Origin of the sequence: Pseudomonas sp. SORT22 (genome assembly GCF_018417635.1) — a bacterium.
Lineage (GTDB): Bacteria > Pseudomonadota > Gammaproteobacteria > Pseudomonadales > Pseudomonadaceae > Aquipseudomonas.
Window position 1 is genome coordinate 19,253 of the sequence record NZ_CP071007.1, and the last position, 24,498, is coordinate 43,750.

17 protein-coding genes, 2 tRNA genes and 4 rRNA genes are annotated in these 24,498 nt (G+C 59.5%); 15 read left to right on the forward strand and 8 right to left on the reverse strand.

Annotation, left to right across the window (positions count from 1 at the left end; all coding sequences use genetic code 11):
- Positions 1-15 precede the first annotated feature (15 nt).
- From JYG36_RS00050 to JYG36_RS00070, 5 genes are all read left to right on the forward strand, one after another.
- On the forward strand, positions 16-483 hold the full coding sequence (locus JYG36_RS00050) for an SRPBCC family protein (RefSeq protein WP_093377504.1): 468 nt from the start codon (positions 16-18) through the stop codon (positions 481-483).
- 126 nt (positions 484-609) lie between these two features.
- Positions 610-1,113, forward strand: a complete 504-nt coding sequence (locus JYG36_RS00055; RefSeq protein WP_093377508.1) for a sigma-70 family RNA polymerase sigma factor — start codon at positions 610-612, stop codon at positions 1,111-1,113.
- A gap of 6 nt (positions 1,114-1,119) precedes the next feature.
- Entirely contained in the window at positions 1,120-2,085 is a 966-nt protein-coding gene (locus JYG36_RS00060; RefSeq protein ID WP_213602784.1) for a FecR domain-containing protein, read from the forward strand.
- Positions 2,086-2,174: 89 nt separating this feature from the next.
- Positions 2,175-4,691, forward strand: coding sequence for a TonB-dependent siderophore receptor (locus JYG36_RS00065; protein ID WP_249744384.1), 2,517 nt, complete (start codon positions 2,175-2,177; stop codon positions 4,689-4,691).
- A gap of 85 nt (positions 4,692-4,776) precedes the next feature.
- Positions 4,777-5,955: a PepSY-associated TM helix domain-containing protein gene (locus JYG36_RS00070; RefSeq protein ID WP_093377521.1), complete on the forward strand. Its 1,179-nt coding sequence runs from the start codon at positions 4,777-4,779 to the stop codon at positions 5,953-5,955.
- 114 nt (positions 5,956-6,069) lie between these two features.
- Here the strand turns inward: JYG36_RS00070 and rrf (JYG36_RS00075) are convergent.
- From rrf (JYG36_RS00075) to JYG36_RS00110, 8 genes are all read right to left on the reverse strand, one after another.
- A 5S ribosomal RNA gene (rrf, locus tag JYG36_RS00075) occupies positions 6,070-6,185 on the reverse strand.
- Between the two features lie 110 nt (positions 6,186-6,295).
- A 5S ribosomal RNA gene (rrf, locus tag JYG36_RS00080) occupies positions 6,296-6,411 on the reverse strand.
- Between the two features lie 134 nt (positions 6,412-6,545).
- Positions 6,546-9,435: ribosomal RNA gene (locus tag JYG36_RS00085) — 23S ribosomal RNA — on the reverse strand.
- A 214-nt stretch (positions 9,436-9,649) separates the two neighbouring features.
- A tRNA-Ala gene (locus JYG36_RS00090) sits at positions 9,650-9,725 on the reverse strand.
- Positions 9,726-9,754: 29 nt separating this feature from the next.
- Positions 9,755-9,831: transfer RNA gene (locus tag JYG36_RS00095), tRNA-Ile, on the reverse strand.
- Between the two features lie 66 nt (positions 9,832-9,897).
- Positions 9,898-11,434, reverse strand: a 16S ribosomal RNA gene (locus JYG36_RS00100).
- The 16S, 23S and 5S rRNA genes sit together here with 2 tRNA genes alongside, the layout of an rRNA operon.
- Positions 11,435-12,037: 603 nt before the next feature.
- Positions 12,038-13,258, reverse strand: coding sequence for a CaiB/BaiF CoA transferase family protein (locus JYG36_RS00105; RefSeq protein ID WP_045200590.1), 1,221 nt, complete (start codon positions 13,256-13,258; stop codon positions 12,038-12,040).
- Between the two features lie 13 nt (positions 13,259-13,271).
- Complete coding sequence (locus JYG36_RS00110) at positions 13,272-14,453, reverse strand: acyl-CoA dehydrogenase (protein ID WP_045200593.1); 1,182 nt, start codon at positions 14,451-14,453, stop codon at positions 13,272-13,274.
- A 160-nt stretch (positions 14,454-14,613) separates the two neighbouring features.
- Here JYG36_RS00110 and JYG36_RS00115 point away from each other — a divergent pair, with 160 nt between their 5' ends.
- The 10 genes from JYG36_RS00115 (at position 14,614) to JYG36_RS00160 (ending at position 24,388) form a co-directional block, all read left to right on the forward strand.
- Positions 14,614-15,540, forward strand: coding sequence for a LysR family transcriptional regulator (locus tag JYG36_RS00115; protein WP_213602786.1), 927 nt, complete (start codon positions 14,614-14,616; stop codon positions 15,538-15,540).
- Between the two features lie 406 nt (positions 15,541-15,946).
- A complete protein-coding gene (locus tag JYG36_RS00120; protein WP_010222584.1) occupies positions 15,947-17,068 on the forward strand; it encodes a Re/Si-specific NAD(P)(+) transhydrogenase subunit alpha in 1,122 nt (373 codons plus the stop codon).
- Between the two features lie 11 nt (positions 17,069-17,079).
- Entirely contained in the window at positions 17,080-17,412 is a 333-nt protein-coding gene (locus tag JYG36_RS00125) for an NAD(P) transhydrogenase subunit alpha part 2 (protein ID WP_038997786.1), read from the forward strand.
- Between the two features lie 2 nt (positions 17,413-17,414).
- The gene (locus JYG36_RS00130; protein WP_045200595.1) at positions 17,415-18,851 is read left to right on the forward strand and encodes an NAD(P)(+) transhydrogenase (Re/Si-specific) subunit beta; all 1,437 of its coding nucleotides are present in this window, start codon (positions 17,415-17,417) and stop codon (positions 18,849-18,851) included.
- Positions 18,852-19,029: 178 nt separating this feature from the next.
- Positions 19,030-20,523, forward strand: coding sequence for a succinyl-CoA:acetate CoA-transferase ScpC (gene scpC, locus JYG36_RS00135; RefSeq protein ID WP_045200596.1), 1,494 nt, complete (start codon positions 19,030-19,032; stop codon positions 20,521-20,523).
- A 318-nt stretch (positions 20,524-20,841) separates the two neighbouring features.
- Entirely contained in the window at positions 20,842-21,057 is a 216-nt protein-coding gene (locus JYG36_RS00140) for a DUF1127 domain-containing protein (protein WP_010222590.1), read from the forward strand.
- A gap of 297 nt (positions 21,058-21,354) precedes the next feature.
- Positions 21,355-21,672, forward strand: coding sequence for a DUF2388 domain-containing protein (locus JYG36_RS00145; RefSeq protein ID WP_045200598.1), 318 nt, complete (start codon positions 21,355-21,357; stop codon positions 21,670-21,672).
- A 119-nt stretch (positions 21,673-21,791) separates the two neighbouring features.
- On the forward strand, positions 21,792-22,085 hold the full coding sequence (locus JYG36_RS00150) for a DUF2388 domain-containing protein (protein ID WP_195885395.1): 294 nt from the start codon (positions 21,792-21,794) through the stop codon (positions 22,083-22,085).
- Positions 22,086-22,112: 27 nt separating this feature from the next.
- Positions 22,113-22,433, forward strand: coding sequence for a DUF2388 domain-containing protein (locus JYG36_RS00155; protein ID WP_010222593.1), 321 nt, complete (start codon positions 22,113-22,115; stop codon positions 22,431-22,433).
- The gene (locus JYG36_RS00160; protein ID WP_213602788.1) at positions 22,430-24,388 is read left to right on the forward strand and encodes a DUF7844 domain-containing protein; all 1,959 of its coding nucleotides are present in this window, start codon (positions 22,430-22,432) and stop codon (positions 24,386-24,388) included. The genes JYG36_RS00155 and JYG36_RS00160 overlap by 4 nt, the downstream gene beginning before the upstream one ends.
- The last annotated feature ends 110 nt before the right edge of the window (positions 24,389-24,498 follow it).

Genomic DNA, 24,498 nt, shown 5'->3' on the forward strand with positions numbered 1-24,498 from the left:
ACCAGGAGAGACACCATGCAAGCACTCCAACCCGACACACTTATCCACAACCCCGAAGGCTGCCACGTAGTGGCCAGCGTCGAGATCGCCAGCGCTGCCGCCAGCGTCTGGAACATCGTCGGCAACTTTGCCGGCTTCCCGGTGTTCATCCCGGCCCTGGCGCACATCGAGATGACCGGTAGCGGCGTACGCTCGGTGCGCAAGAAGCTGTTCAAGGACGGCAACGTGGTCATCGAGCAGCTCAACAGCCGCGACGACCAGGCCATGTACATGACCTGGAGCCTGATCTACACCAGCCTGAACATCGGCAACCTGTGGGCGGCGATGCAGGTCGAGGCGCTGGGCGAGCGTCAGGCGCGGGCGACCTGGACCATCCAGGCCGAGCCATGGCAAGGCGGCAGCGAGGCAATGCCTGGCTTTCAGGCGTTTTTGCAGGGGTTTGCCGATGAGGCAATGAACAATGTGAAGAATTTGCTGAGTTAAACCCGATCGCGGGGCAAGCCCGCTCCGGCAAGAGCGAGCTTGCCCTGATCAACAGTTGCAAAATATTCCAAGGATGCCAACAATGAGACTAATTATCATTTATGACCCCTTCAGCAGCGCACCTTCATGCCCTCTCGAGAGTCCGTGCACACGCTTTACAGCCATCACCACGGCTGGCTGAACACCTGGCTGCGCAGCAAGCTGGGCAACGCCGCCGATGCCGCGGACCTGGCCCAGGACACTTTCGTGCGCCTGTTGCAGCGGCGTGAACTGTTGGAGCTGAACGCCCCCCGGGCATTCCTGCGTACCATCGCTCGCGGCCTGGTGATCGACCACTGGCGCCGTGAGGAGCTGCAGCGCGCCTACCTCGAAGCCCTGGCGCATCTGCCAGAGGCCGAAGTGCCTTCGCTTGAAACCCGCGAACTGCTGCTGGAGCTGCTTGAGCGCATCGCGCAGATGCTCGACGGCCTCAAGCCGAAAGTGCGTCGTGCGTTTCTCCTGGCCCAGTGCGAGGGCTTGAGCCACAAGGACATTGCCGAACAGATGGGCGTGTCGCTGCGCTCGGTTGAGCGCTACGTGGCCGATGCGCTCTATCATTGCTACCTGCTGCGCTACGAGTCAGAGGCGTAAGCCGTCATGACCACCCTCAACCCCGGCCCGCGCGTGGTCAAGCAAGCCATCCACTGGATGCTCAAGCTGCGCGAAAGCGGCCACAACGCGCGGCTGCAGCAGCAATGCGAACAGTGGCGTGCAACCCATCAGGAGCACGAGCTGGCCTGGCAACGAGTGCAGTCGCTGCAGCAGGAACTCAACCTGCGCGCCGTGCCAGGGGCCAGTGTGGCCTTGCAGACCCTTGAGAACAGCAGCCAGCGCCTGCAACGACGCCAGGCCCTGAAGCTGCTCAGCGGCGTGCTGGTGCTCGGCTCGGCGACCTGGCTGGGTAAGGACCTGCAGCTAATCAGCCCCTGGACTGCGGATTTCGCCAGCGCCACCGGCCAGCGTCGCAGCGTGCGCCTGCCCGATGGCTCGCTGCTGCAACTGAACACCAACAGCGCCGCAGACCTTGCCTTTGAGGCCGATCAGCGCCTGATTCGTCTCAAGCACGGCGAGTTGATGCTGACCTGCGCCAAAGACACAAGCACCCCGGCTCGACCGTTGCTGGTCAGCACCCGCGAAGCCTTGCTGCAAGGCTTCGACGGCCGCTTCGTGGTGCGCCAGGACGACGACTGCACCCGCGTCAGCGTCAGCCAGGGCAGCGTCGCCATCCACTCGCCAGGCCCGATGCAATGGATTCACGCCGGCCAGAGCTATCGCCTCGATGCCCGCGGCGCGACCCTGCTGCACAATCAGGACATGGATGCCGGCGCCTGGGCCGAAGGGCTGATCGTCACCCGCGACATGCGCCTGGGTGATTTTCTCGCTGAAGTCGGGCGCTATCGCCATGGCTATGTCAGCTGCGCCGACGACATTGCCGACTTGCGCCTGTCAGGTGTGTTCCGCCTTGCAGACACCGACAAGCTGTTGCAACTGCTGCCGCAGACACTGCCGATCAAGGTCAGCTATCGCACCCGCTGGTGGGTGCGCCTGGAACGGCTGGCCTGAGGTGTTTTTTTTTGGCGGGTTTTACCCACGAGTCCGGCTAGGACAGTAAGCGACTCTTTCTGCCCTTACCGACTCTACGGATGCTCTCCATGCGTAATGCTTCGCCCCTGTTGCGGCTCAACAAGAAGAATGATTTTCAACCTGTCTTAGATTCTGCCTGTTCCAGTGTCCTCGGCAAGGCCATCCGCGCCGCGCTGCTCGGCACCGCCCTGGGCATCACTGCGGTGCCGGCAATGACACTTGCCTCACCAGCAGGCAGTGTCAGCCAGCAGTACAACATCCCTGCCGGCTCCCTGGATGAGGTGCTCAACCAGTTCGCCCGCCAGGCTCAGATCACCCTGTCGAGCACCCCGCAAATGACCCAGGGCCTGCAGTCGCCGGGCCTGCAAGGCAGCTACGCCACCGACCAGGCGCTGCGCCAGTTGCTTAATGGTTCAGGCCTGGAGGCCCTCAGCCAGGATGGCGGCAGCTATGTGCTGCGGGCTCAGGCACAGGACGCAGCGCTGTCGCTGCCTAGCACCGAAGTGCGTGAGTTCGCCCTGGGTAACGCCCTGGGCAGCATGGAAGGCTACAACGCCACTCACAGCCAGGTTGCGACCAAGACCAGTGCGCCGATCCTGGAAACCTCGCAGTCTGTATCGGTGGTGACCCGTCAGCAAATGGACGACCAGGGCTCGCAGACCGTGGCCCAGGCCATGCGCTACACCCCGGGCGTGCTGACCAACCCTTATGGTGCGACACACCGCTACGACTACGTAGCCATGCGCGGCTTCAACGACGGCTCTGTGGATAACATCTACCTGGACGGCCTCAAGTCCATGGGTGACAGCGGCACCTACAGCACCATGCAGGTCGATCCGTACTTTCTTGAGCGCGTGGACATCCTCAAGGGGCCATCTTCGGTGCTCTATGGCCGCAGCTCACCCGGCGGCCTGGTCGCCCTGACCAGCAAGAAGCCACTGTACGAGGCCTACCATCAGGTACAGGCCACTGTTGGCACCCAGGGCCAGCGTGGTGTCGGTTTCGACTTCAGCGGCCCGCTGAATGACGACAAGCGCATCGCCTACCGTCTGGTGGGCCTGGCCGATCAGTCCGACACCCAGTTCGACCACAACGAGGAAAAACGCTTCGCCCTGGCCCCGACTGTCAGCATCAATTTCAGCGAAGACACCTCGCTGACCCTGCAGGCCTACCTGCAGCACGACCCCGACGGCGGCTATCACGGCGGCGTGCCGGCCGATGGCGCGCTACACCAGCGCAATGGCCAGCGTATCTCCGATCACTTCTTCGAAGGCGAGCCGGGTGTCGACCGCTACGAGCGCGACCAGCAGTCGTTCGGCTATCAGTTCGAGCATCGCTTCAACGACGTCTTCACCGCGCGGCAGAACTTCCGCTACCTGGACTCGACGGTGAAAATGGACCAGGTGTATGCCTGGGGCTGGACCACGCCGACCAGCAACGAGCTGAACCGCTACTACACCGGCGGCGATGAAAAGCTCCACGCGTACATCATCGACAACATGCTCCAGGCCGAATACTTTACCGGCAGTGCCAAGCACACCACCCTGCTGGGCCTGGACTATCAGCGGCGCAAAACCGTGGTCGACTGGCGCAGTGGCTCGCTGGCGCCGATCAACGCCTTCGACCCGCAGTACGGCAACTCGCAAATCACCTACTACAACCCCACCAGCTACCTGCGTCGGCTGCAGCAGACCGGCGTGTACCTACAGGACCTGATCGAGCTCGACCAGTGGCGCTTCTCCCTGGGCCTGCGTCAGGACTGGGTGAAGACCTCGGACGAGAACCGTATCGCCGAAGCCAGCCGCCCGCTGGGCACCAGGATCAGCGACCAGCGCACCAAACTGACCGGCCGCGCCGGCGTGCTGTACCTGTTCGAAAACGGCATTGCGCCGTACATCAGCTATTCCGAGTCGTTCAACCCCAACTCCTACGCCGACCAGGCCGGCAATCCGCTGGCGCCGACCGAGGGCACCCAGTGGGAAGCCGGCATCAAGTACCAGCCACCGGGCACTGACAACCTGTTCACCGCTTCGGTGTTCCGCATCGAGCAGGAGAACCTGGCCTCTAAGCTGCCGCAGGAAGAGTTCTATCGTCCTGTAGGCCAGGTCCGTTCCCAGGGCCTGGAGCTGGAAGCCCACATGCAGGTCACCGACAACCTGAAAGTGCTCGGCAGCTACACCTTCACCGACATCGAGTACGCCAAGTCGATGCCAAGCACGCTGTTCGGCAGCGACCTCGACAACAAGGGCAACTCGCCTACCCAGGCACCGCGACACATGGCCTCGCTGTGGGCTGACTACAACTTCCGCCAGGGCGCCCTCGACGGCCTGCGCCTGGGCGGCGGTGTGCGTTATGTCGGCTACAGCTGGGTGGATGCCGAGAACACCATGAAGGTGCCCTCCTACACCCTGTTCGACGCGTCGGTTGGCTATGACCTGGGCAAGGTCGGGCTCAAGGGCGTGGATGTGCGGCTCAATGCCAACAACCTCACCAATGAGAGCTACATCGCCTCCTGTGCCAGCCTGAGTTACTGCTACATGGGCGAAGAGCGCAATGTCAGCGCCACGGTCAGCTACCAGTTCTGACCTCACCTGTATGAACGCCAAAGCCAGCACCTGATTCCGGGGGCTGGCTTTGTTGTATCTGGCGACTTATTCCGGACCTTTACCCATGCGTCAGCTTTACGTACTGCTTCACCGCTACCTTGGCCTGATCACTGCGCTGTTTTTGGCCATGGCGGGCCTAACCGGCAGCGTCCTGGCCTTTCATCACGAACTGGATGAATGGCTCAACCCGTCCTTCTATGAAGCGCCCACCGTGGGTGAACGCCGGCAACCCGGGGTGCTTGTGGATAAGTTGCAGGCCGAGCATCCGCGCCTGCAAGTCTGGTACATGGAATACCCGAACGAGCCCGGGCATGCGGCGCTGCTGGCCATGGTGCCGCGCAATGACCCAGCCAGCGGCGAGCCCTATGCCGAGAAGAACACGGTGTTCTATCTCGACCCCGTCAGTGGGTTGACCCTGGGCCAGCGCTACTGGGGTGAATGCTGTTTCTCCCGCGAGAACTTCATGCCGTTCATGCTCGAGCTGCATTACAGCCTGACCCTGCCCGGCAACTGGGGGATTCTGCTGATGGGTGTGGTGGCGATCATGTGGGTAATCGACTGCTTTATCGCCGTGCTGCTGACCTTGCCGCGTGGGCGGCCGTTCTGGGGCAAGTGGGCGAAAGCCTGGAAGATCAAGGGTGGCCATGCCTATCGGCTGAACATGGATATCCACAGGGCGGGCGGTTTGTGGTTGTGGCTGTTGCTGCTGCCGATTGCGATCAGCAGCGTCGCGATGAACCTGCCGGCCCAGGTGTTCAAACCGGCGGTGTCACTGTTTTCACCGATTGAGCCAAGCGTTTATGAAGCCCGTGGCGGGTTACCCAAGGAACAACTGGGGGTGACCCAGCTGAACTATCAACAGGCCTACCAGCTGGCGCAGCAGGAAGGTCAGCGGCTGGGGCTAACGGCACCGATCGGTGAGCTGTACTACAGCTTCGAGTACAACTTCTATGGTGCGGGGTTTGGCCAGCACGATACCGATGCCCAGGGTAAGTCCTGGTTGTTCTTCCACGGCACTGACGGGCATTTGCTGGGCAAGGAGATTGCCGGGCAAGGCACCTTGGGGGAACGCTTTTACCGCTTGCAGTTACCCATACATGGCGGGCGCATCATCGGCATGACCGGCCAGGTGTTGATTGCAGTGTTGGGAGTGATGATTGCGGTGCTGTCGCTGACCGGGGTGTATATCTGGTGGCGCAAGTTGCAGGCGCGGCGCAGTGGCAAGGTGCGAAGAGCTGGGTAAGTCAGCGGCTGTTCTGGGGCTGCTATGCAGCCCATCGCTGGCAAGGCCAGCTCCCGACAGGTCCCTGAAAGACAAAACCCCTGTCTGCAGGGCAGACAGGGGTTTCGGAATGAATCTTGACGATGACCTACTCTCACATGGGGAAACCCCACACTACCATCGGCGATGCATCGTTTCACTGCTGAGTTCGGGATGGGATCAGGTGGTTCCAATGCTCTATGGTCGTCAAGAAATTCTGTGTGCCGATCCGTCTGTTGCGACGTGCCAGCGAATTCTTGATGCTTCTACCTTAAAGACAAAACCCCTACCTGCATGCGCAGATAGGGGTTTCGGAATTTAATCTTGACGATGACCTACTCTCACATGGGGAAACCCCACACTACCATCGGCGATGCATCGTTTCACTGCTGAGTTCGGGATGGGATCAGGTGGTTCCAATGCTCTATGGTCGTCAAGAAATTCTGTTGCCAGAAGGTCTTGTTAGACACTCCAGCGAATCGGGTATGTGATGTTTGTGAGTTACAAATCTTCGGCTGTGCAGTCTTCACAACACCGCAATCTGGCTTTCGCTCAAATTGCTTGGGTGTTATATGGTCAAGCCTCACGGGCAATTAGTATTGGTTAGCTCAACGCCTCACAGCGCTTACACACCCAACCTATCAACGTCGTAGTCTTCGACGGCCCTTCAGGGAGCTCAAGGCTCCAGTGAGATCTCATCTTGAGGCAAGTTTCCCGCTTAGATGCTTTCAGCGGTTATCTCTTCCGAACATAGCTACCCGGCAATGCCACTGGCGTGACAACCGGAACACCAGAGGTTCGTCCACTCCGGTCCTCTCGTACTAGGAGCAGCCCCTCTCAAATCTCAAACGTCCACGGCAGATAGGGACCGAACTGTCTCACGACGTTCTAAACCCAGCTCGCGTACCACTTTAAATGGCGAACAGCCATACCCTTGGGACCGGCTTCAGCCCCAGGATGTGATGAGCCGACATCGAGGTGCCAAACACCGCCGTCGATATGAACTCTTGGGCGGTATCAGCCTGTTATCCCCGGAGTACCTTTTATCCGTTGAGCGATGGCCCTTCCATACAGAACCACCGGATCACTAAGACCTACTTTCGTACCTGCTCGACGTGTCTGTCTCGCAGTCAAGCGCGCTTTTGCCTTTATACTCTACGACCGATTTCCGACCGGTCTGAGCGCACCTTCGTACTCCTCCGTTACTCTTTAGGAGGAGACCGCCCCAGTCAAACTACCCACCATACACTGTCCTCGATCCGGATAACGGACCTGAGTTAGAACCTCAAAGTTGCCAGGGTGGTATTTCAAGGATGGCTCCACGCGAACTGGCGTCCACGCTTCAAAGCCTCCCACCTATCCTACACAAGCAAATTCAAAGTCCAGTGCAAAGCTATAGTAAAGGTTCACGGGGTCTTTCCGTCTAGCCGCGGATACACTGCATCTTCACAGCGATTTCAATTTCACTGAGTCTCGGGTGGAGACAGCGCCGCCATCGTTACGCCATTCGTGCAGGTCGGAACTTACCCGACAAGGAATTTCGCTACCTTAGGACCGTTATAGTTACGGCCGCCGTTTACCGGGGCTTCGATCAAGAGCTTCGCGTTAGCTAACCCCATCAATTAACCTTCCGGCACCGGGCAGGCGTCACACCCTATACGTCCACTTTCGTGTTTGCAGAGTGCTGTGTTTTTAATAAACAGTCGCAGCGGCCTGGTATCTTCGACCGGCATGGGCTTACGGAGCAAGTCCTTCACCCTCACCGGCGCACCTTCTCCCGAAGTTACGGTGCCATTTTGCCTAGTTCCTTCACCCGAGTTCTCTCAAGCGCCTTGGTATTCTCTACCCAACCACCTGTGTCGGTTTGGGGTACGGTTCCTGGTTATCTGAAGCTTAGAAGCTTTTCTTGGAAGCATGGCATCAACCACTTCGTCGCCTAAAGGCAACTCGTCATCAGCTCTCGGCCTTAAGATCCCGGATTTACCTAAGATCTCAGCCTACCACCTTAAACTTGGACAACCAACGCCAAGCTGGCCTAGCCTTCTCCGTCCCTCCATCGCAATAACCAGAAGTACAGGAATATTAACCTGTTTTCCATCGACTACGCTTTTCAGCCTCGCCTTAGGGACCGACTAACCCTGCGTCGATTAACGTTGCGCAGGAAACCTTGGTCTTTCGGCGTGGGAGTTTTTCACTCCCATTGTCGTTACTCATGTCAGCATTCGCACTTCTGATACCTCCAGCAAGCTTCTCAACTCACCTTCACAGGCTTACAGAACGCTCCTCTACCGCATCACCTAAGTGATACCCGTAGCTTCGGTGTATGGTTTGAGCCCCGTTACATCTTCCGCGCAGGCCGACTCGACTAGTGAGCTATTACGCTTTCTTTAAAGGGTGGCTGCTTCTAAGCCAACCTCCTAGCTGTCTAAGCCTTCCCACATCGTTTCCCACTTAACCATAACTTTGGGACCTTAGCTGACGGTCTGGGTTGTTTCCCTTTTCACGACGGACGTTAGCACCCGCCGTGTGTCTCCCATGCTCGGCACTTGTAGGTATTCGGAGTTTGCATCGGTTTGGTAAGTCGGGATGACCCCCTAGCCGAAACAGTGCTCTACCCCCTACAGTGATACATGAGGCGCTACCTAAATAGCTTTCGAGGAGAACCAGCTATCTCCGAGCTTGATTAGCCTTTCACTCCGATCCACAGGTCATCCGCTAACTTTTCAACGGTAGTCGGTTCGGTCCTCCAGTCAGTGTTACCTAACCTTCAACCTGCCCATGGATAGATCGCCCGGTTTCGGGTCTATACCCAGCGACTAAACGCCCTATTAAGACTCGCTTTCGCTACGCCTCCCCTATTCGGTTAAGCTCGCCACTGAATATAAGTCGCTGACCCATTATACAAAAGGTACGCAGTCACCTAACAAGTAGGCTCCCACTGCTTGTACGCATACGGTTTCAGGATCTATTTCACTCCCCTCTCCGGGGTTCTTTTCGCCTTTCCCTCACGGTACTGGTTCACTATCGGTCAGTCAGTAGTATTTAGCCTTGGAGGATGGTCCCCCCATATTCAGACAAAGTTTCTCGTGCTCCGTCCTACTCGATTTCATGACTAAGAGATTTTCGCGTACAGGGCTATCACCCACTATGGCCGCACTTTCCAGAGCGTTCCGCTAATCTCAAAGCCACTTAAGGGCTAGTCCCCGTTCGCTCGCCACTACTAAGGGAATCTCGGTTGATTTCTTTTCCTCAGGGTACTTAGATGTTTCAGTTCCCCTGGTTCGCCTCTTGCACCTATGTATTCAGTACAAGATACTCAGCTTATGCTGAGTGGGTTCCCCCATTCAGAGATCTCCGGATCAAAGTCTGTTTGCCGACTCCCCGAAGCTTATCGCAGGCTACCACGTCTTTCATCGCCTCTGACTGCCAAGGCATCCACCGTATGCGCTTCTTCACTTGACCATATAACCCCAAGCAATCTGGTTATACTGTGAAGACAACATTCGCCGAAAACTTGTAATTACTCACAAATTTTACCTTAGCCTGAACACACACCAGTGAAAGTGCTGTCCAGTCTATCTTTCTATCACATACCCAAATTTTTAAAGAACGATTCTGAAAAAGTTCAGAAATCAATATTCGATACGAATATTCATTTCTAAGCTTTGACGTAAGGTGGTGGAGCCAAGCGGGATCGAACCGCTGACCTCCTGCGTGCAAGGCAGGCGCTCTCCCAGCTGAGCTATGGCCCCGTATTGCTACAGGCTGCACCACATGTAATTGGTGGGTCTGGGCAGATTCGAACTGCCGACCTCACCCTTATCAGGGGTGCGCTCTAACCAACTGAGCTACAGACCCAATCGTCTTCTTCAATGAATCAAGCAATTCGTGTGGGAGCTCATAAGACAGCTGATGTCTGTCGATTAAGGAGGTGATCCAGCCGCAGGTTCCCCTACGGCTACCTTGTTACGACTTCACCCCAGTCATGAATCACACCGTGGTAACCGTCCTCCCGAAGGTTAGACTAGCTACTTCTGGTGCAACCCACTCCCATGGTGTGACGGGCGGTGTGTACAAGGCCCGGGAACGTATTCACCGCGACATTCTGATTCGCGATTACTAGCGATTCCGACTTCACGCAGTCGAGTTGCAGACTGCGATCCGGACTACGATCGGTTTTGTGAGATTAGCTCCACCTCGCGGCTTGGCAACCCTCTGTACCGACCATTGTAGCACGTGTGTAGCCCAGGCCGTAAGGGCCATGATGACTTGACGTCATCCCCACCTTCCTCCGGTTTGTCACCGGCAGTCTCCTTAGAGTGCCCACCATAACGTGCTGGTAACTAAGGACAAGGGTTGCGCTCGTTACGGGACTTAACCCAACATCTCACGACACGAGCTGACGACAGCCATGCAGCACCTGTGTCAGAGTTCCCGAAGGCACCAATCCATCTCTGGAAAGTTCTCTGCATGTCAAGGCCTGGTAAGGTTCTTCGCGTTGCTTCGAATTAAACCACATGCTCCACCGCTTGTGCGGGCCCCCGTCAATTCATTTGAGTTTTAACCTTGCGGCCGTACTCCCCAGGCGGTCAACTTAATGCGTTAGCTGCGCCACTAAAATCTCAAGGATTCCAACGGCTAGTTGACATCGTTTACGGCGTGGACTACCAGGGTATCTAATCCTGTTTGCTCCCCACGCTTTCGCACCTCAGTGTCAGTATGAGCCCAGGTGGTCGCCTTCGCCACTGGTGTTCCTTCCTATATCTACGCATTTCACCGCTACACAGGAAATTCCACCACCCTCTGCCCTACTCTAGCTTGCCAGTTTTGGATGCAGTTCCCAGGTTGAGCCCGGGGATTTCACATCCAACTTAACAAACCACCTACGCGCGCTTTACGCCCAGTAATTCCGATTAACGCTTGCACCCTCTGTATTACCGCGGCTGCTGGCACAGAGTTAGCCGGTGCTTATTCTGTCGGTAACGTCAAAATACTCACGTATTAGGTAAGTACCCTTCCTCCCAACTTAAAGTGCTTTACAATCCGAAGACCTTCTTCACACACGCGGCATGGCTGGATCAGGCTTTCGCCCATTGTCCAATATTCCCCACTGCTGCCTCCCGTAGGAGTCTGGACCGTGTCTCAGTTCCAGTGTGACTGATCATCCTCTCAGACCAGTTACGGATCGTCGCCTTGGTGAGCCATTACCTCACCAACTAGCTAATCCGACCTAGGCTCATCTGATAGCGCAAGGCCCGAAGGTCCCCTGCTTTCTCCCGTAGGACGTATGCGGTATTAGCGTTCCTTTCGAAACGTTGTCCCCCACTACCAGGCAGATTCCTAGGTATTACTCACCCGTCCGCCGCTGAATCGAAGAGCAAGCTCTTCTCATCCGCTCGACTTGCATGTGTTAGGCCTGCCGCCAGCGTTCAATCTGAGCCATGATCAAACTCTTCAGTTCAATACTGCTTGGGTTTTGAGAAAACCCTAAACTTGGCTCAGCAATCTCAAATGACTTACTTTCAAATCTTTCGATTTTCGTGTAGCCACTTGTGATGCTGATAATCTTTTTGACTATCAGTCTGAGCTCACAAGCACCCACACGAATTGCTTGATTCAGTTGTTAAAGAGCGGTTGGTTAAGAGCTTTTCGTCTCAACCGAGGCGCGCATTCTACGCTTTCCTCAGAGCCTGTCAAGCGTTTATTTTGAAGTTTTTCAGAATTTCTCTTTCAACTTCAACCACTTGACTCGCTGCGATCTCTCGTCAGCGGGAGGCGAATTCTACAGCGTTTCAAACCGCTGTCAACTGCCTTTTTCACCGCTGCCGATCTTTCGATCGAAGCACCTCCGGATCACCTTTGAACCGCTAACTCTTTGAAACTCAAGGAGTTTTCAGTTCCGACTGCGCCGGAAGTGGGGCGAATTATAGACACATCCGCGGGGGCGTCAAGGACTTATTTCAACTTTGTTTCAGCAGGGGCGGTTTGGCTATAAGCAGCAAGCTTCAAGCTACAAGTAAAAGCAGCAGCACCGCGCCCAACTTGTAGCTTGCAGCTTGAAGCTTCAGACCACCTTGGTTAGCCGCAGGCGCTCGATCTCCGATGCCGCCAGGCCCAGCACTTCGCCGAGGATCTGCTCGGTATGCTCGCCCAGCAACGGCGGTGCATGGCGATACTCCACCGGCGTCTCGGACAAGCGAATAGGGCTGGCCACCTGCGGCACCTGCCCGGCAAGCGGGTGTGGCATCTCGATTGCCAGGCCCCGGGCTTTGACCTGAGGATCGGCAAACATCTGCGCCAGGTCGTTGATAGGCCCACACGGAACCCCGGCCTGCTCCAGCTGCGCGACCCACTCAGCGGTGGTCTTGAACACTGTGGCCTGGCGGATCAGTGGAATCAGCTCGGCACGGTTGGCAACCCGCTGCTTATTAGTAGCAAAGCGCGGATCGTCCGCCCATTGCGGCTGGCCGGCAACCTCGGCGAACTTGCGGAACTGCCCGTCGTTGCCCACGGTGAGGATGAAGTCGCCGTCGGCAGTAGGGAAGTCCTGGTAAGGCACGATGTTCGGGTGCGCATTACCCAGGCGCCGCGGTGGCGTGCCGGTGGTGAGGTAGTTCATGGCCTGGTTGGCCAGGCAGGCAACCTGCACGTCGAGCAGCGCCATATCAATGTGCTGGCCTCCACCATCGCGGTCACGATGGGCGAGGGCAGCCAGGATCGCCACGGTCGAATACAGCCCGGTGAGGATGTCGGTCAGCGCGACACCGACTTTCACCGGCCCCGCACCGTCTTCACCCTCCGGGCGCCCGGTCAGGCTCATCAGCCCGCCCAGGCCCTGGATCATGAAGTCGTAGCCGGCGCGCTTGGCATAGGGCCCGGTCTGGCCGAAGCCGGTGACCGAGCAATACACCAGGCGCGGGTTGAGCGCCTTCAGGCTTTCGTAGTCCAGCCCATAGGCTGCCAGGCCGCCGACCTTGAAGTTCTCGATCAACACGTCCGACTTTGCCGCCAGCTCGCGCACCAGGCGCTGGCCCTCGGGCTGGGTGAAGTCGATGGTCAGCGAACGCTTGTTGCGGTTGGCCGCCAGGTAGTAGGCAGCCTCGCTGGTGTTCTCGCCGTAAGCGTCCTTAAGGAAGGGCGGGCCCCAGGCGCGAGTGTCATCGCCGCTGCCCGGCCGCTCGACCTTGATCACTTCGGCGCCCAGGTCCGCAAGTATCTGCCCGGACCAGGGCCCGGCCAGCACTCGCGACAGATCCAGCACCCGCAGATGAGATAGCGCGCCCATGGCTGGCTCCTTATTAATAGAAGGACTGAATGCCGGTCTGCGCGCGACCGAGGATCAGCGCGTGGACGTCATGGGTGCCTTCATAGGTGTTGACCACCTCGAGGTTGACCAGGTGACGGGCCACACCGAACTCGTCGGAGATCCCGTTGCCACCGAGCATGTCACGGGCCATACGGGCAATGTCCAGGGCCTTGCCGCAGGAGTTGCGCTTCATGATCGAGGTGATTTCTACCGCAGCAGTGCCTTCGTCCTTCATCCGCCCCAGGCGCAGGCAGCCTTGCAGGGCCAGGGTGATTTCGGTCTGCATGTCGGCCAGTTTCTTCTGGATCAGCTGGTTGGCGGCCAGCGGGCGGCCGAACTGCTTGCGATCCAGGGTGTATTGGCGCGCGGTGTGCCAGCAGGCTTCAGCGGCACCCAGGGCGCCCCAGGAGATGCCATAGCGCGCCGAGTTCAGGCAGGTGAACGGGCCTTTCAGGCCGCGCACATCGGGGAAGATGTTCTCTTCAGGCACGAACACGTTGTCCATGACGATTTCGCCGGTGATCGAGGCGCGCAGGCCGACCTTGCCGTGAATCGCCGGGGCGCTCAGGCCCTGCCAGCCTTTTTCCAGAACAAAACCTCGGATGTCGCCGGCATCATCCTTGGCCCAGACCACGAACACGTCAGCGATCGGGCTGTTGGTGATCCACATCTTGCTGCCGCTCAGGCGATAGCCACCGTCAACCTTCTTGGCGCGGGTGATCATCGAGCCCGGGTCGGAGCCATGGTCTGGCTCGGTCAGGCCGAAGCAGCCGATCCATTCACCGCTGGCGAGCTTGGGCAGGTACTTCTGCTTGGTCGCCTCAGTACCGAATTCGTTGATCGGCACCATGACCAGCGAGGACTGCACGCTCATCATCGAGCGGTAGCCGGAGTCGATACGCTCCACTTCCCGGGCAATCAGGCCGTAGCACACGTAGTTCAGGCCACTGCCGCCGTACTGCTCGGGAATGGTTGCGCCCAGCAGGCCGACTTCGCCCATCTCGCGGAAGATCGCAGGGTCGGTCTGCTCGTGACGGAAGGCCTCCAGCACGCGCGGGGCCAGCTTGTCCTGGGCGAACTGATAAGCGCTGTCACGCACCATGCGCTCTTCTTCAGTGAGCTGTTGGTCGAGCAACAGCGGGTCGATCCAGTTGAAGCTTGCTTTACCGGCCATGAGCGAATCCTCGAGAAATGGGACCAGAGTTGTTGTGCATTGATCCTAGGCCCGTTCAAGCGACGAGACAAACGAGGATTGCGCATGCTCTTGTGATAATTTCTCACTTCGTAATGGCCGCAAAGGCCATATTTACGCCCTATTAGTGAGGTTGATGTACATGCGGCGCAAGATCCCCAGCACAGCGGCCCTGGTCTGCTTCGAGGCCGCCGCCCGCCACGAGAGCTTTACCAAGGCTTCCCAGGAGCTGTCCCTGACCCAGGGCGCCGTATGTCGGCAAATCGCCGGGCTGGAGGAGTTTCTCAATGTCGAACTGTTTCGCCGCTCGCGCCGCGGGGTGAAGCTGACCGAGGCCGGGCTTTCCTATAGCCGCCGGGTCGCCACCCAGCTGGATGCGGTGGAGCGCGACACCTTATCGGTGATGGGCCAGCAGGGCGCCAACGTCATCGAACTGGCAGTGGTGCCGACCTTCGGCACCCAATGGCTGCTACCCCGGCTCAAGGACTTCCAGCAGCGCCACCCGGAAGTCACGGTCAACCTGACCAACCGCACCCGGCCATTCCTGTTTGCCGATACCAGCTTCGACGCGGCGATCTACTTCGGCGATGCCGACTGGTCGGGTACCGAGTCCCATCGGCTGATGGGCGAGAACCCGGTGCCGGTGTGCAGCCCGGTATTGCTGGCCGGCAACCGGCAACTGAGCCCCGCGCAGATCGCCCAGCTGCCGCTGCTGCAGCAGACCACCCGGCCCTACGCCTGGCGCCAGTGGTTCGACAGCCTGGAAATGAACGTCGCTCGTGACATGACCGGCCCACGCTATGAGCTATTCTCGATGTTGGCACAGGCGGCCATGCACGAGATGGGCGTGGCACTGATTCCGCCCTTCCTGATCCAGCGTGAACTGGCAGAAGGGCGCCTGGTGGTGGCCAGCCCACATGCGCTGTCGAGCATCAAGGCGTATTACCTGATGATCCCCGAGCGCAAGGTGGAGTCGGCTTCGCTGCGCGCCTTCCGCGATTGGCTGGTAGGGGAGGCGGGGCGCTACGCCGCAGCCCATAAGGATGACAGCTACAACCTGACCCCGTAGTCAATAAAACTGAAACCCTACAGATATAAGGAAATGTCGCATTTAGGCCAACTGTTTCAGGCACCCTCTGAAAAGCCCTTAACCCTGCTGTTTATGCGGCCTTCACAGCATAAATCGCGCTTTCAGCCAGGCATTCAGCAAATTCGGCGGAAAATTTTCGAATTTTGCCGTAATCTCCCTGAAGCCCGCGTTTGGCGGGCTCCAGGCCTGTTATTGCGACATTCGGTCACAGGGTGACTTGTAGTTTGATTGCCGTCACCCTTCAAAACTGGTTGAAGCGATTCAGGAATCACCTGCAAAATGCCGCGCCCCGCCTGGATTCGGCGGGATCGTGCTGATCGGCCGCCCCAGCGCACCATCCGCAGTGCGCTGGTTTACCAACAAAAGATCACGCAGGAGAAATGACGTGCACATTGGTGTTCCTCTCGAAACGCAGACGGGCGAAACACGGGTTGCTGCAACCCCGGAAACCATCAAGAAACTGATTGGCCAGGGGCATCAGGTCACCGTCCAGAGCGGCGCCGGCATCAATGCCAGCGTTCCGGACAGTGCCTATGAAGCAGCAGGCGCCACTATTGGCAGCGCTGCCGATGCGTTTGGAGCTCAGCTGGTTCTCAAGGTTGTAGCCCCTGACGATAGCGAACTGGCCCAGATCAAGAGCGGCACCGTGCTGGTGGGTATGCTCAATCCGTTCAACAACGAAACCATCGCCAAGATGGCCGAGCGCGGCATCACCGCCTTTGCCCTTGAAGCGGCGCCGCGTACCTCGCGGGCGCAAAGCCTCGATGTGTTGTCGTCGCAGGCCAACATTGCCGGTTACAAGGCCGTGTTGCTGGCGGCTCACCACTATCCGCGCTTCATGCCGATGCTGATGACCGCTGCCGGTACTGTTAAGGCTGCGCGTGTGCTGATCCTCGGCGCCGGTGTAGCCGGGCTGCAGGCTATCGCCACAGCCAAGCGCCTGGGTGCGGTGATCGAAGCCTCGGACGTGCGTCCGGCGGTGAAGGAGCAGATCGAGTCGCTGGGCGCCAAGTTCATCGATGTCCCTTACGAGACCGATGAAGAGCGCGAGTGCGCCGAAGGTGTCGGCGGCTACGCCCGACCCATGCCGGCCAGCTGGATGCAGCGTCAGGCCCTGGCGGTGCACGAGCGCGCCAAGCAGGCCGATATCGTCATTACCACCGCACTGATCCCTGGCCGCAAGGCTCCGACCTTGCTCAGCGCCGAGACCGTGGCGCAGATGAAACCCGGCTCGGTGGTCATCGACCTCGCCGCAGCCCAGGGTGGCAACTGCCCGCTGACCGTCGCCGACCAGGTGGTGGTGGAGCAGGGCGTGACCATCGTCGGCCCGACCAACCTGCCAGCGCAGGTCGGTGCGGACGCCTCGGCGCTGTATGCACGCAACCTGCTCGACTTTATGAAGCTGCTGTTCGACAAGGACGGCGCGCTGACGATCAACCTCGAAGACGACATCGTCGCCGCGTGCCTGATGTGCCGCGACGGCCAGGTCATCCGCAAGAACGGATAAGGAGCCAGACAATGGAAGACATGCTGATCTCTCACGGCGTCTATAACCTGATCATCTTCGTGCTGGCGATCTATGTCGGTTACCACGTGGTCTGGAACGTCACCCCGGCACTGCACACGCCGTTGATGGCGGTCACCAACGCCATCTCCGCCATCGTCATCGTCGGCGCCATGCTGGCTGCCGCGCTGACCGTCACGCCGCTGGGCAAAACCATGGGCACCCTCGCGGTGGCCCTGGCAGCGGTCAACGTATTCGGCGGTTTCCTCGTCACCCGGCGCATGCTGGAGATGTTCAAGAAGAAAGCCCCAGGCAAGGGCGCAGCGAAGCAAGAGGGGCAGAAGTAAACATGAGCATGAACCTGGTAACACTTCTCTACCTTGTCGCCTCGGTGTGCTTCATCCAGGCACTCAAGGGCCTGTCGCACCCGACTACGTCACGGCGCGGCAACCTGTTCGGCATGCTCGGCATGGCTCTGGCGGTGATCACCACCGTCGGCCTCATCTATAAGCTGGGCGCAGAGCTGGCTACCGACGGCATCGGCTACGTGATTGTCGGTCTGCTAATCGGTGGTACTGCCGGCTCGATCATGGCCAAGCGCGTTGAAATGACCAAGATGCCCGAACTGGTCGCCTTCATGCACAGCATGATCGGCCTGGCCGCGGTGTTCATCGCCATTGCCGCGGTGGTCGAGCCGCAATCGCTGGGCATCGTTGCCAGCATCAGCGACCCGATCCCTACCGGTAACCGCCTTGAGCTATTCCTCGGCGCCGCCATTGGTGCGATCACCTTCTCAGGTTCGGTCATTGCCTTCGGCAAGCTCTCGGGCAAGTACAAGTTCCGCCTGTTCCAGGGCGCACCGGTACAGTTCAGCGGCCAGCACAAGCTGAACCTGGTCCTGGGCCTTGCCACCATTGGCCTGGGCCTGGTGTTCACCTTCACCGGCAGCTACAGCGCTTTCGCCCTGATGCTGATCCTGGCGTTCGTCATGGGCGTTCTGATCATCATCCCGATTGGCGGCGCCGACATGCCGGTGGTGGTGTCGATGCTCAACAGCTACTCGGGCTGGGCGGCAGCCGGTATCGGCTTCTCGCTGAACAACTCAATGCTGATCATCGCTGGCTCCCTGGTCGGTTCGTCTGGTGCGATCCTCTCGTACATCATGTGCAAGGCGATGAACCGTTCGTTCTTCAACGTGATCCTCGGCGGTTTCGGCGGCGCGACAGAAGCGGCCGGCCCGGCCGGTGCCAAGGAAGCCCGTCCGGTGAAATCCGGCTCGGCCGACGACGCCACCTTCCTGCTCAGCAACGCTGACACCGTGATCATCGTCCCCGGCTACGGCCTGGCGGTGGCCCGTGCCCAGCACGCGCTGAAAGAGCTGACCGAGAAGCTGACCCACAACGGCGTGACCGTGAAGTACGCGATCCACCCGGTGGCGGGGCGCATGCCCGGGCACATGAACGTACTGCTGGCCGAAGCCGAAGTGCCATACGACCAGGTGTTCGAGATGGACGACATCAACTCCGAGTTCGGCCAGGCTGACGTGGTGCTGGTGCTGGGCGCCAACGACGTGGTCAACCCGGCGGCGAAGAACGATCCGAAGTCGCCAATTGCCGGCATGCCGATCCTCGAGGCGTTCAAGGCCAAGACCATCATCGTCAACAAGCGCTCGATGGCCAGCGGCTACGCCGGCCTTGATAACGAGCTGTTCTACCTGGACAAGACCATGATGGTCTTCGGCGACGCCAAGAAGGTCATCGAAGACATGGTCAAAGCGGTCGAATAAGCCGTTCAAACTGCTGTGACAAATAGCCCCAGCGCGGTACCGGCTGGGGCTTTTTCATGCCCGGCCAGCCGACAGAAGGCTCTATTTCAGGGCTTCGCATTCGACCTTGGTCGCGGGACGAAGCCAGGCGAAAACACTAGACTGCGCATCTAGCTTTAGTAGCCCGAGATAACAATCCATGTACCGTGATCGTATCCGCTTGTCCTCCCTGCACAGCAAGGTAATGAGTGCGGCTGATGCCGCTGGCCTGATCGAGGACGGCATGACCGTCGGCATGAGCGGTTTTACCCGCGCCGGTGAAGCCAAGGCGGTGCCCCATGCACTGGCCGAACGCGCCAAGCAGTCGCCACTGAAAATCAGCCTGATGACCGGCGCAAGCCTGGGCAACGACCTCGACAAGCAACTGACTGAGGCCGGCGTGCTGGCCCGGCGCATGCCGTTCCAGGTCGACAGCACCCTGCGCAAGGCGATCAACGCCGGCGAGGTCATGTTCATTGACCAGCACCTGTCGGAAACCGTCGAGCAGCTACGCAACCAGCAGCTCAAGTTGCCGGACATCGCGGTGATTGAAGCGGTCGCCATCACCGAACAGGGCCACATCGTGCCGACTACCTCGGTGGGCAACTCGGCCAGCTTCGCGATTTTCGCCAAACAGGTGATCGTCGAGATCAACCTGGCGCACAACGCCAACCTGGAAGGCCTGCACGACATCTATATCCCGACCTATCGTCCGACCCGTACGCCGATCCCGCTGGTAAAAGTCGATGACCGCATCGGCAGCACCGCAATCCCGATCGACCCGGCCAAGATCGTCGGCATCGTCATCACCGAGCAGCCGGACTCGCCGTCCACCGTACTGCCGCCAGACGACGAAACCCAAGGCATCGCCAACCACCTGATCAACTTCCTCAAGCAGGAAGTCGACGCCGGGCGCATGACCAACAAGCTCGGCCCGCTGCAAGCCGGTATCGGCAGTATCGCCAACGCGGTGATGTGCGGCCTGATCGACTCGCCGTTCGAAGACCTGACCATGTACTCCGAAGTACTCCAGGACTCGACCTTCGACCTGATCGACGCCGGCAAGCTGAGCTTCGCCTCGGGCAGCTCGATCACCCTGTCGACCCGCCGCAACGCCGACGTCTTCGGTAACCTGGAGCGCTATAAGGACAAACTGGTCCTGCGCCCGCAGGAAATCTCCAACCACCCTGAAGTGGTCCGCCGCCTGGGCATCATCGGCATTAACACCGCGCTTGAATTCGACCTGTACGGCAACGTCAACTCCACCCACGTCTGCGGCACGCGGATGATGAACGGCATCGGTGGCTCGGGCGACTTCGCCCGCAACGCGCACCTGGCGATCTTCGTCACCAAGTCGATTGCCAAGGGCGGGGCGATTTCCAGCGTGGTGCCGATGGTCAGCCACGTCGACCATACCGAGCACGACGTCGATATCCTCGTCACCGAGCAGGGCCTGGCTGACCTGCGCGGCCTGGCGCCACGCGAGCGTGCGCGGGTGATCATCGACAACTGTGTGCACCCGGATTACCGCGAGGCGCTGAACGACTACTTCACCCGCGCCTGCGAACGCGGCGGCCACACCCCGCACATCCTGCGCGAAGCCCTGGCCTGGCACGAAAACCTGGAAGAAACCGGGCGCATGCTCGCCGGCTGACCTGCACAGTGACCGGCCGGTTGTGCGCAATGCCAACCGGTCGGGTAACTGATTTATTTATCCAGACAAAAACTGTTCTACTGTACCGGTGATTTCACCGCCATTTTTCATCCTCTTGTCCCCTCTCTGATCAAAAATGCACCATTTCAGTGCTGACCAGTACAGTTGCGCCTATTCCGAGTGCAACAGTCGTCTAAAACAGTTAACTGGCCCATCACAATGTAGGTGAACTGTATCTACTGTTATGGACGACAGAGGAGGATCATTGGCATCAGTTAAATCACTACCTAATGCCGCCACAAGCGGAAGGATGACATCATGGAACGTACCCTCAGTTCCGATCTGGTTTTCGAAAACACCGCCGAACAATCCAAGGCCTCGCTGCCACTGCGCCTGCTGGCCAACCTGATGCTGTGGCAACGCCGCATTGCCAGCCGCCACCAACTGGCTCGCCTGGACTCGCGTCTGCTGGCTGATGCCGGTATCAGCGAAGCACAACGCTACGAAGAGCTGAGCAAGCCTTTCTGGCGTTAATGCAGGGCTCGCCGGCCAAGGCCGGCACCACGAATTCCCCAAAACCCGTCGCAGGTGACTGCTGACGGGTTTTGTCGTTTAAAGGCCCGGAATAGAGCGGCTGAACAACATACCAGTACAATTTTTAATTTAATTAAATTGACAGGTACAGTTGATAAATCTTGCTACGATCCGGTCCAAGCCGCGGATTACACCCGCGTGATACCCTTAACGTACCCAGCTTGGTAAAAAGTAGCGCAACAAGCTGAGCGTGCGTCTGACATAAGAACCACCAAAAGCCTATCCAGGAGATCGACCATGTTCCATTCACGCTTGTTTGGCGCCGCGCTGCTGCTGGCCCTGGCTTCGACTGCCAACGCCACCAGCTTCGTCGTCACCACCGATACCGTCGTTCGTGGTGTTGCCGCCTCCACCGATGCCACCTCCGATGTGTCGTCCTCGTTCCGTGACGACAAGATCGTCCAGGCCGCCCGTGACGACGCTGCCAGCTTCGTTGCCAGCCACGGTGACATCCGCGGCGCGAAACTGGAGAGCGCTTTCGCCCACATTCGCCAGCAGACCCCAAGCCTGCAGGCCAGCGACGCGCAACTGGCACAGGCCATCCTGGCGCTCTGAAGCCGCTCGTTCCCGGCCGTGCATGTAACAACGTGCAACTAAGCCGGGCCCTCTGCGCTGGTCCTCACCGGCGCATTGGGATAGCCTTTGCCGCCTGATTCAGCTGCCGTTCGAGACCCATGCGTTATCTGTCATTGCTGTTGCTCGTGGTGTGCTGGAGCAGCGCCGCCCAGGCGCTGGACCTGACCACCAACAACCTTGTCGTCAGTGGTTACGTCACCAGCAAAGTGACGTCGGTGCCCTTCGATCGCAAACTGCTGCTGGCCGCCCATGACGATGCCGCCGCTTTTGTCGCCAGCGATGGCCGATGGCGGGGCGCGCGCCTTGAGGCAGCACTGCAGCAGTTGCGCCAGGCCAACCCGGAACTTCATGCCAGCGACCTTGAACTGGCACAGGCAATTCTCGTCCAATGATTACTTCTGTTCTCCCGGAGATGCTCCATGCGTAACCCGCTGATTGCCGCCACCCTTGGCCTTCTGCTGTTGGCCGATGTGGCCCAGGCACAAACCCTGGTGGCCACCAGCAACATCATCGTTCGCGCCTTTGGCCGCTCGATCGACTTCACCTCCGACACCACCACCTCGATTCGCGACTCGAAAGTCGTGCGCGAAGCCCGCGATGATGCCGCCAGCTACGTCGCCAGCCGTGGCGAGATCCGTGGTGCGCAACTCGAAGCTGCCTTCGATACCCTGCGCCAGCGTGTGCCAGAAGCGCGCCAGGCCAGCGACCAGGTGCTGGCTGAAGCCATTCTCGCCCTGTGAAGCCAATGCGTGTCTGGCTGCTGGGCTGCCTGCTGATACTGTGCGGCAGCCCGGCACTGGCCGACCTGCAGCTGGCTCTGCAGGCCGACGGTTTGAGCCCGCAGCAACAGCAGGCCAGCCAGGCATTGCTGGACGAAGCCCTGCAGGCCCTGCCACCAAGCTTCAAGACTCGCCTTGACCGACGTATCCAGGTCAGCTGGAGCAGCCGTATGCCGGCCGATGCCTATGGCCAGGCGTCGCTGGTTTCCACCCTGGAGCTCAACAGCCGCCTGCTGCCGGGCCTTGCCGATGGCAGCGCTGCCACCCAGAAGACCGGCCGCCCCCACGGCACCGTGCGCCAGGAGTTGCTGGCCACCGTCCTGCATGAGCTGACCCACATCTATGATCGCGCCCGTTTGTGGCAGGGTGCCGAGCGACAGCTGATCACCCGTTGCACCCGACAGCAGAACAGCCAGGGCAAAATCGGCCTGCCTGAGCAGTGCCGCGGCCAGACCGAACGCCGCTTTACCCTCAGCGACGATCCGCGACTGCTCGACCTGGCCGGCTGGCCGCAATATGTCGGCCGCCGTGGCGAGCGCGAGCAGCACAACCGCCAGGTGGCGCGCAGCCCCGACAGTTATGAGCTGAGCAGCCCCAAGGAATTCATTGCGGTCAACATGGAGTACTTCCTCCTTGACCCAAGCTTTGCCTGCCGCCGCCCGGCCTTGCAGGCCTACCTGAAAGCCCATTTCGACTGGGCACCCGAACATCCAGCGTGCCCGGGCGCCTTGCCGTTCCTCAATGCCGGCAACGACTTTGCCAAATCGCCGCTGGGCGAGATCGACCCCGAGCGCGTCTACGCGGTGGATTACCTGCTGGCCGAAGCCAATCAGAACTGGGTCAGCCGTTGGGGCCACAGCATGTTGCGCCTGGTCATCTGCGCCCCCGGGCGCCCACGCGGGCCGGACTGCCGCCTGGACCTGGACCAGCACCTGGTGCTGTCGTACCGGGCGTTCGTCAACGACGTGCAGCTGTCGAGCTGGGACGGCTTGACCGGCGCCTATCCGTCGCGGCTGTTCGTCTTGCCACTGGCGCAGGTGATCGACGAGTACACCAAGACCGAACTGCGCAGCCTGGCCTCGATTCCGCTCAAGCTCAACCGCGACGAGCTGGAAAGCCTGGTGCGCCAGGCCGCCGAGATGCACTGGAGTTACGACGGCAACTATTACTTCCTGTCGAACAACTGTGCGGTCGAAACCCTCAAGCTGTTGCGCAGCGGTACTGCCAACCCGCGCCTGAACGACCTGGACAGCATCGTCCCCAATGGCTTGCTCGAAGTGCTCGAAGGCCGCGGCCTGGCAGATGTCAGCGTGCTCGACGACCCACGCGAGGCACTGCGCCTGGGTTATCGCTTCGACTCCTACCGCGACCGCTACCAGGCCATGTTCCTGGTGCTGAAAAAGCAACTGCCGATCAAGCAGGACAGCGTCGAAGCCTGGCTCGAGCAATCGGCCGAGCAGCGCCAGCAGTGGTTTGCCCAGGCCGACCTGCGTACCAGCGCAGCCTTGCTGCTGCTTGAACAAGCCAGCCTGCGCCGCCAATTGCTGCTGGCCCAGGACGAGGTCAAGCAGCGCTACCTGAGCGGGCGCGAGCGCAACGACGCCAGCGTCGGCAAGGCCAACAACACCCTGCAGCAGATTCTCGCCAACAGCGGCTTTCTCAGCCGCCCGGCCGAACTGCTGGGCAGCAGCGGCTACGGTCTGCCCCAGGCCAGCGAGCGCGAGAAACTGCTGAGCGAAACCCGCCAGCGGCAAAAACAGCTGCAAACCCTCAGTGCCGACCTCGACAAAGAGGTGCGGGCCTTGCTCGGCCCGGACCGCGCCGCGCAAATCAAAGCGGTCGAGGCCAACATCAAGCAGGTCGGCGAGCACCTGCGCGCATTGCACAAAGCCGCAGGCGGGCTGCAATTGCCCTGAGCCGGTGGTTGACTTTGTAACTGTCTGTGCCACTATTTCGCCGCTATAAAAATGGCGTTTTGATGCCATTTTGCTAGATGAAGGCCTCGCTTCGGGGCCTCTCGCAAAAT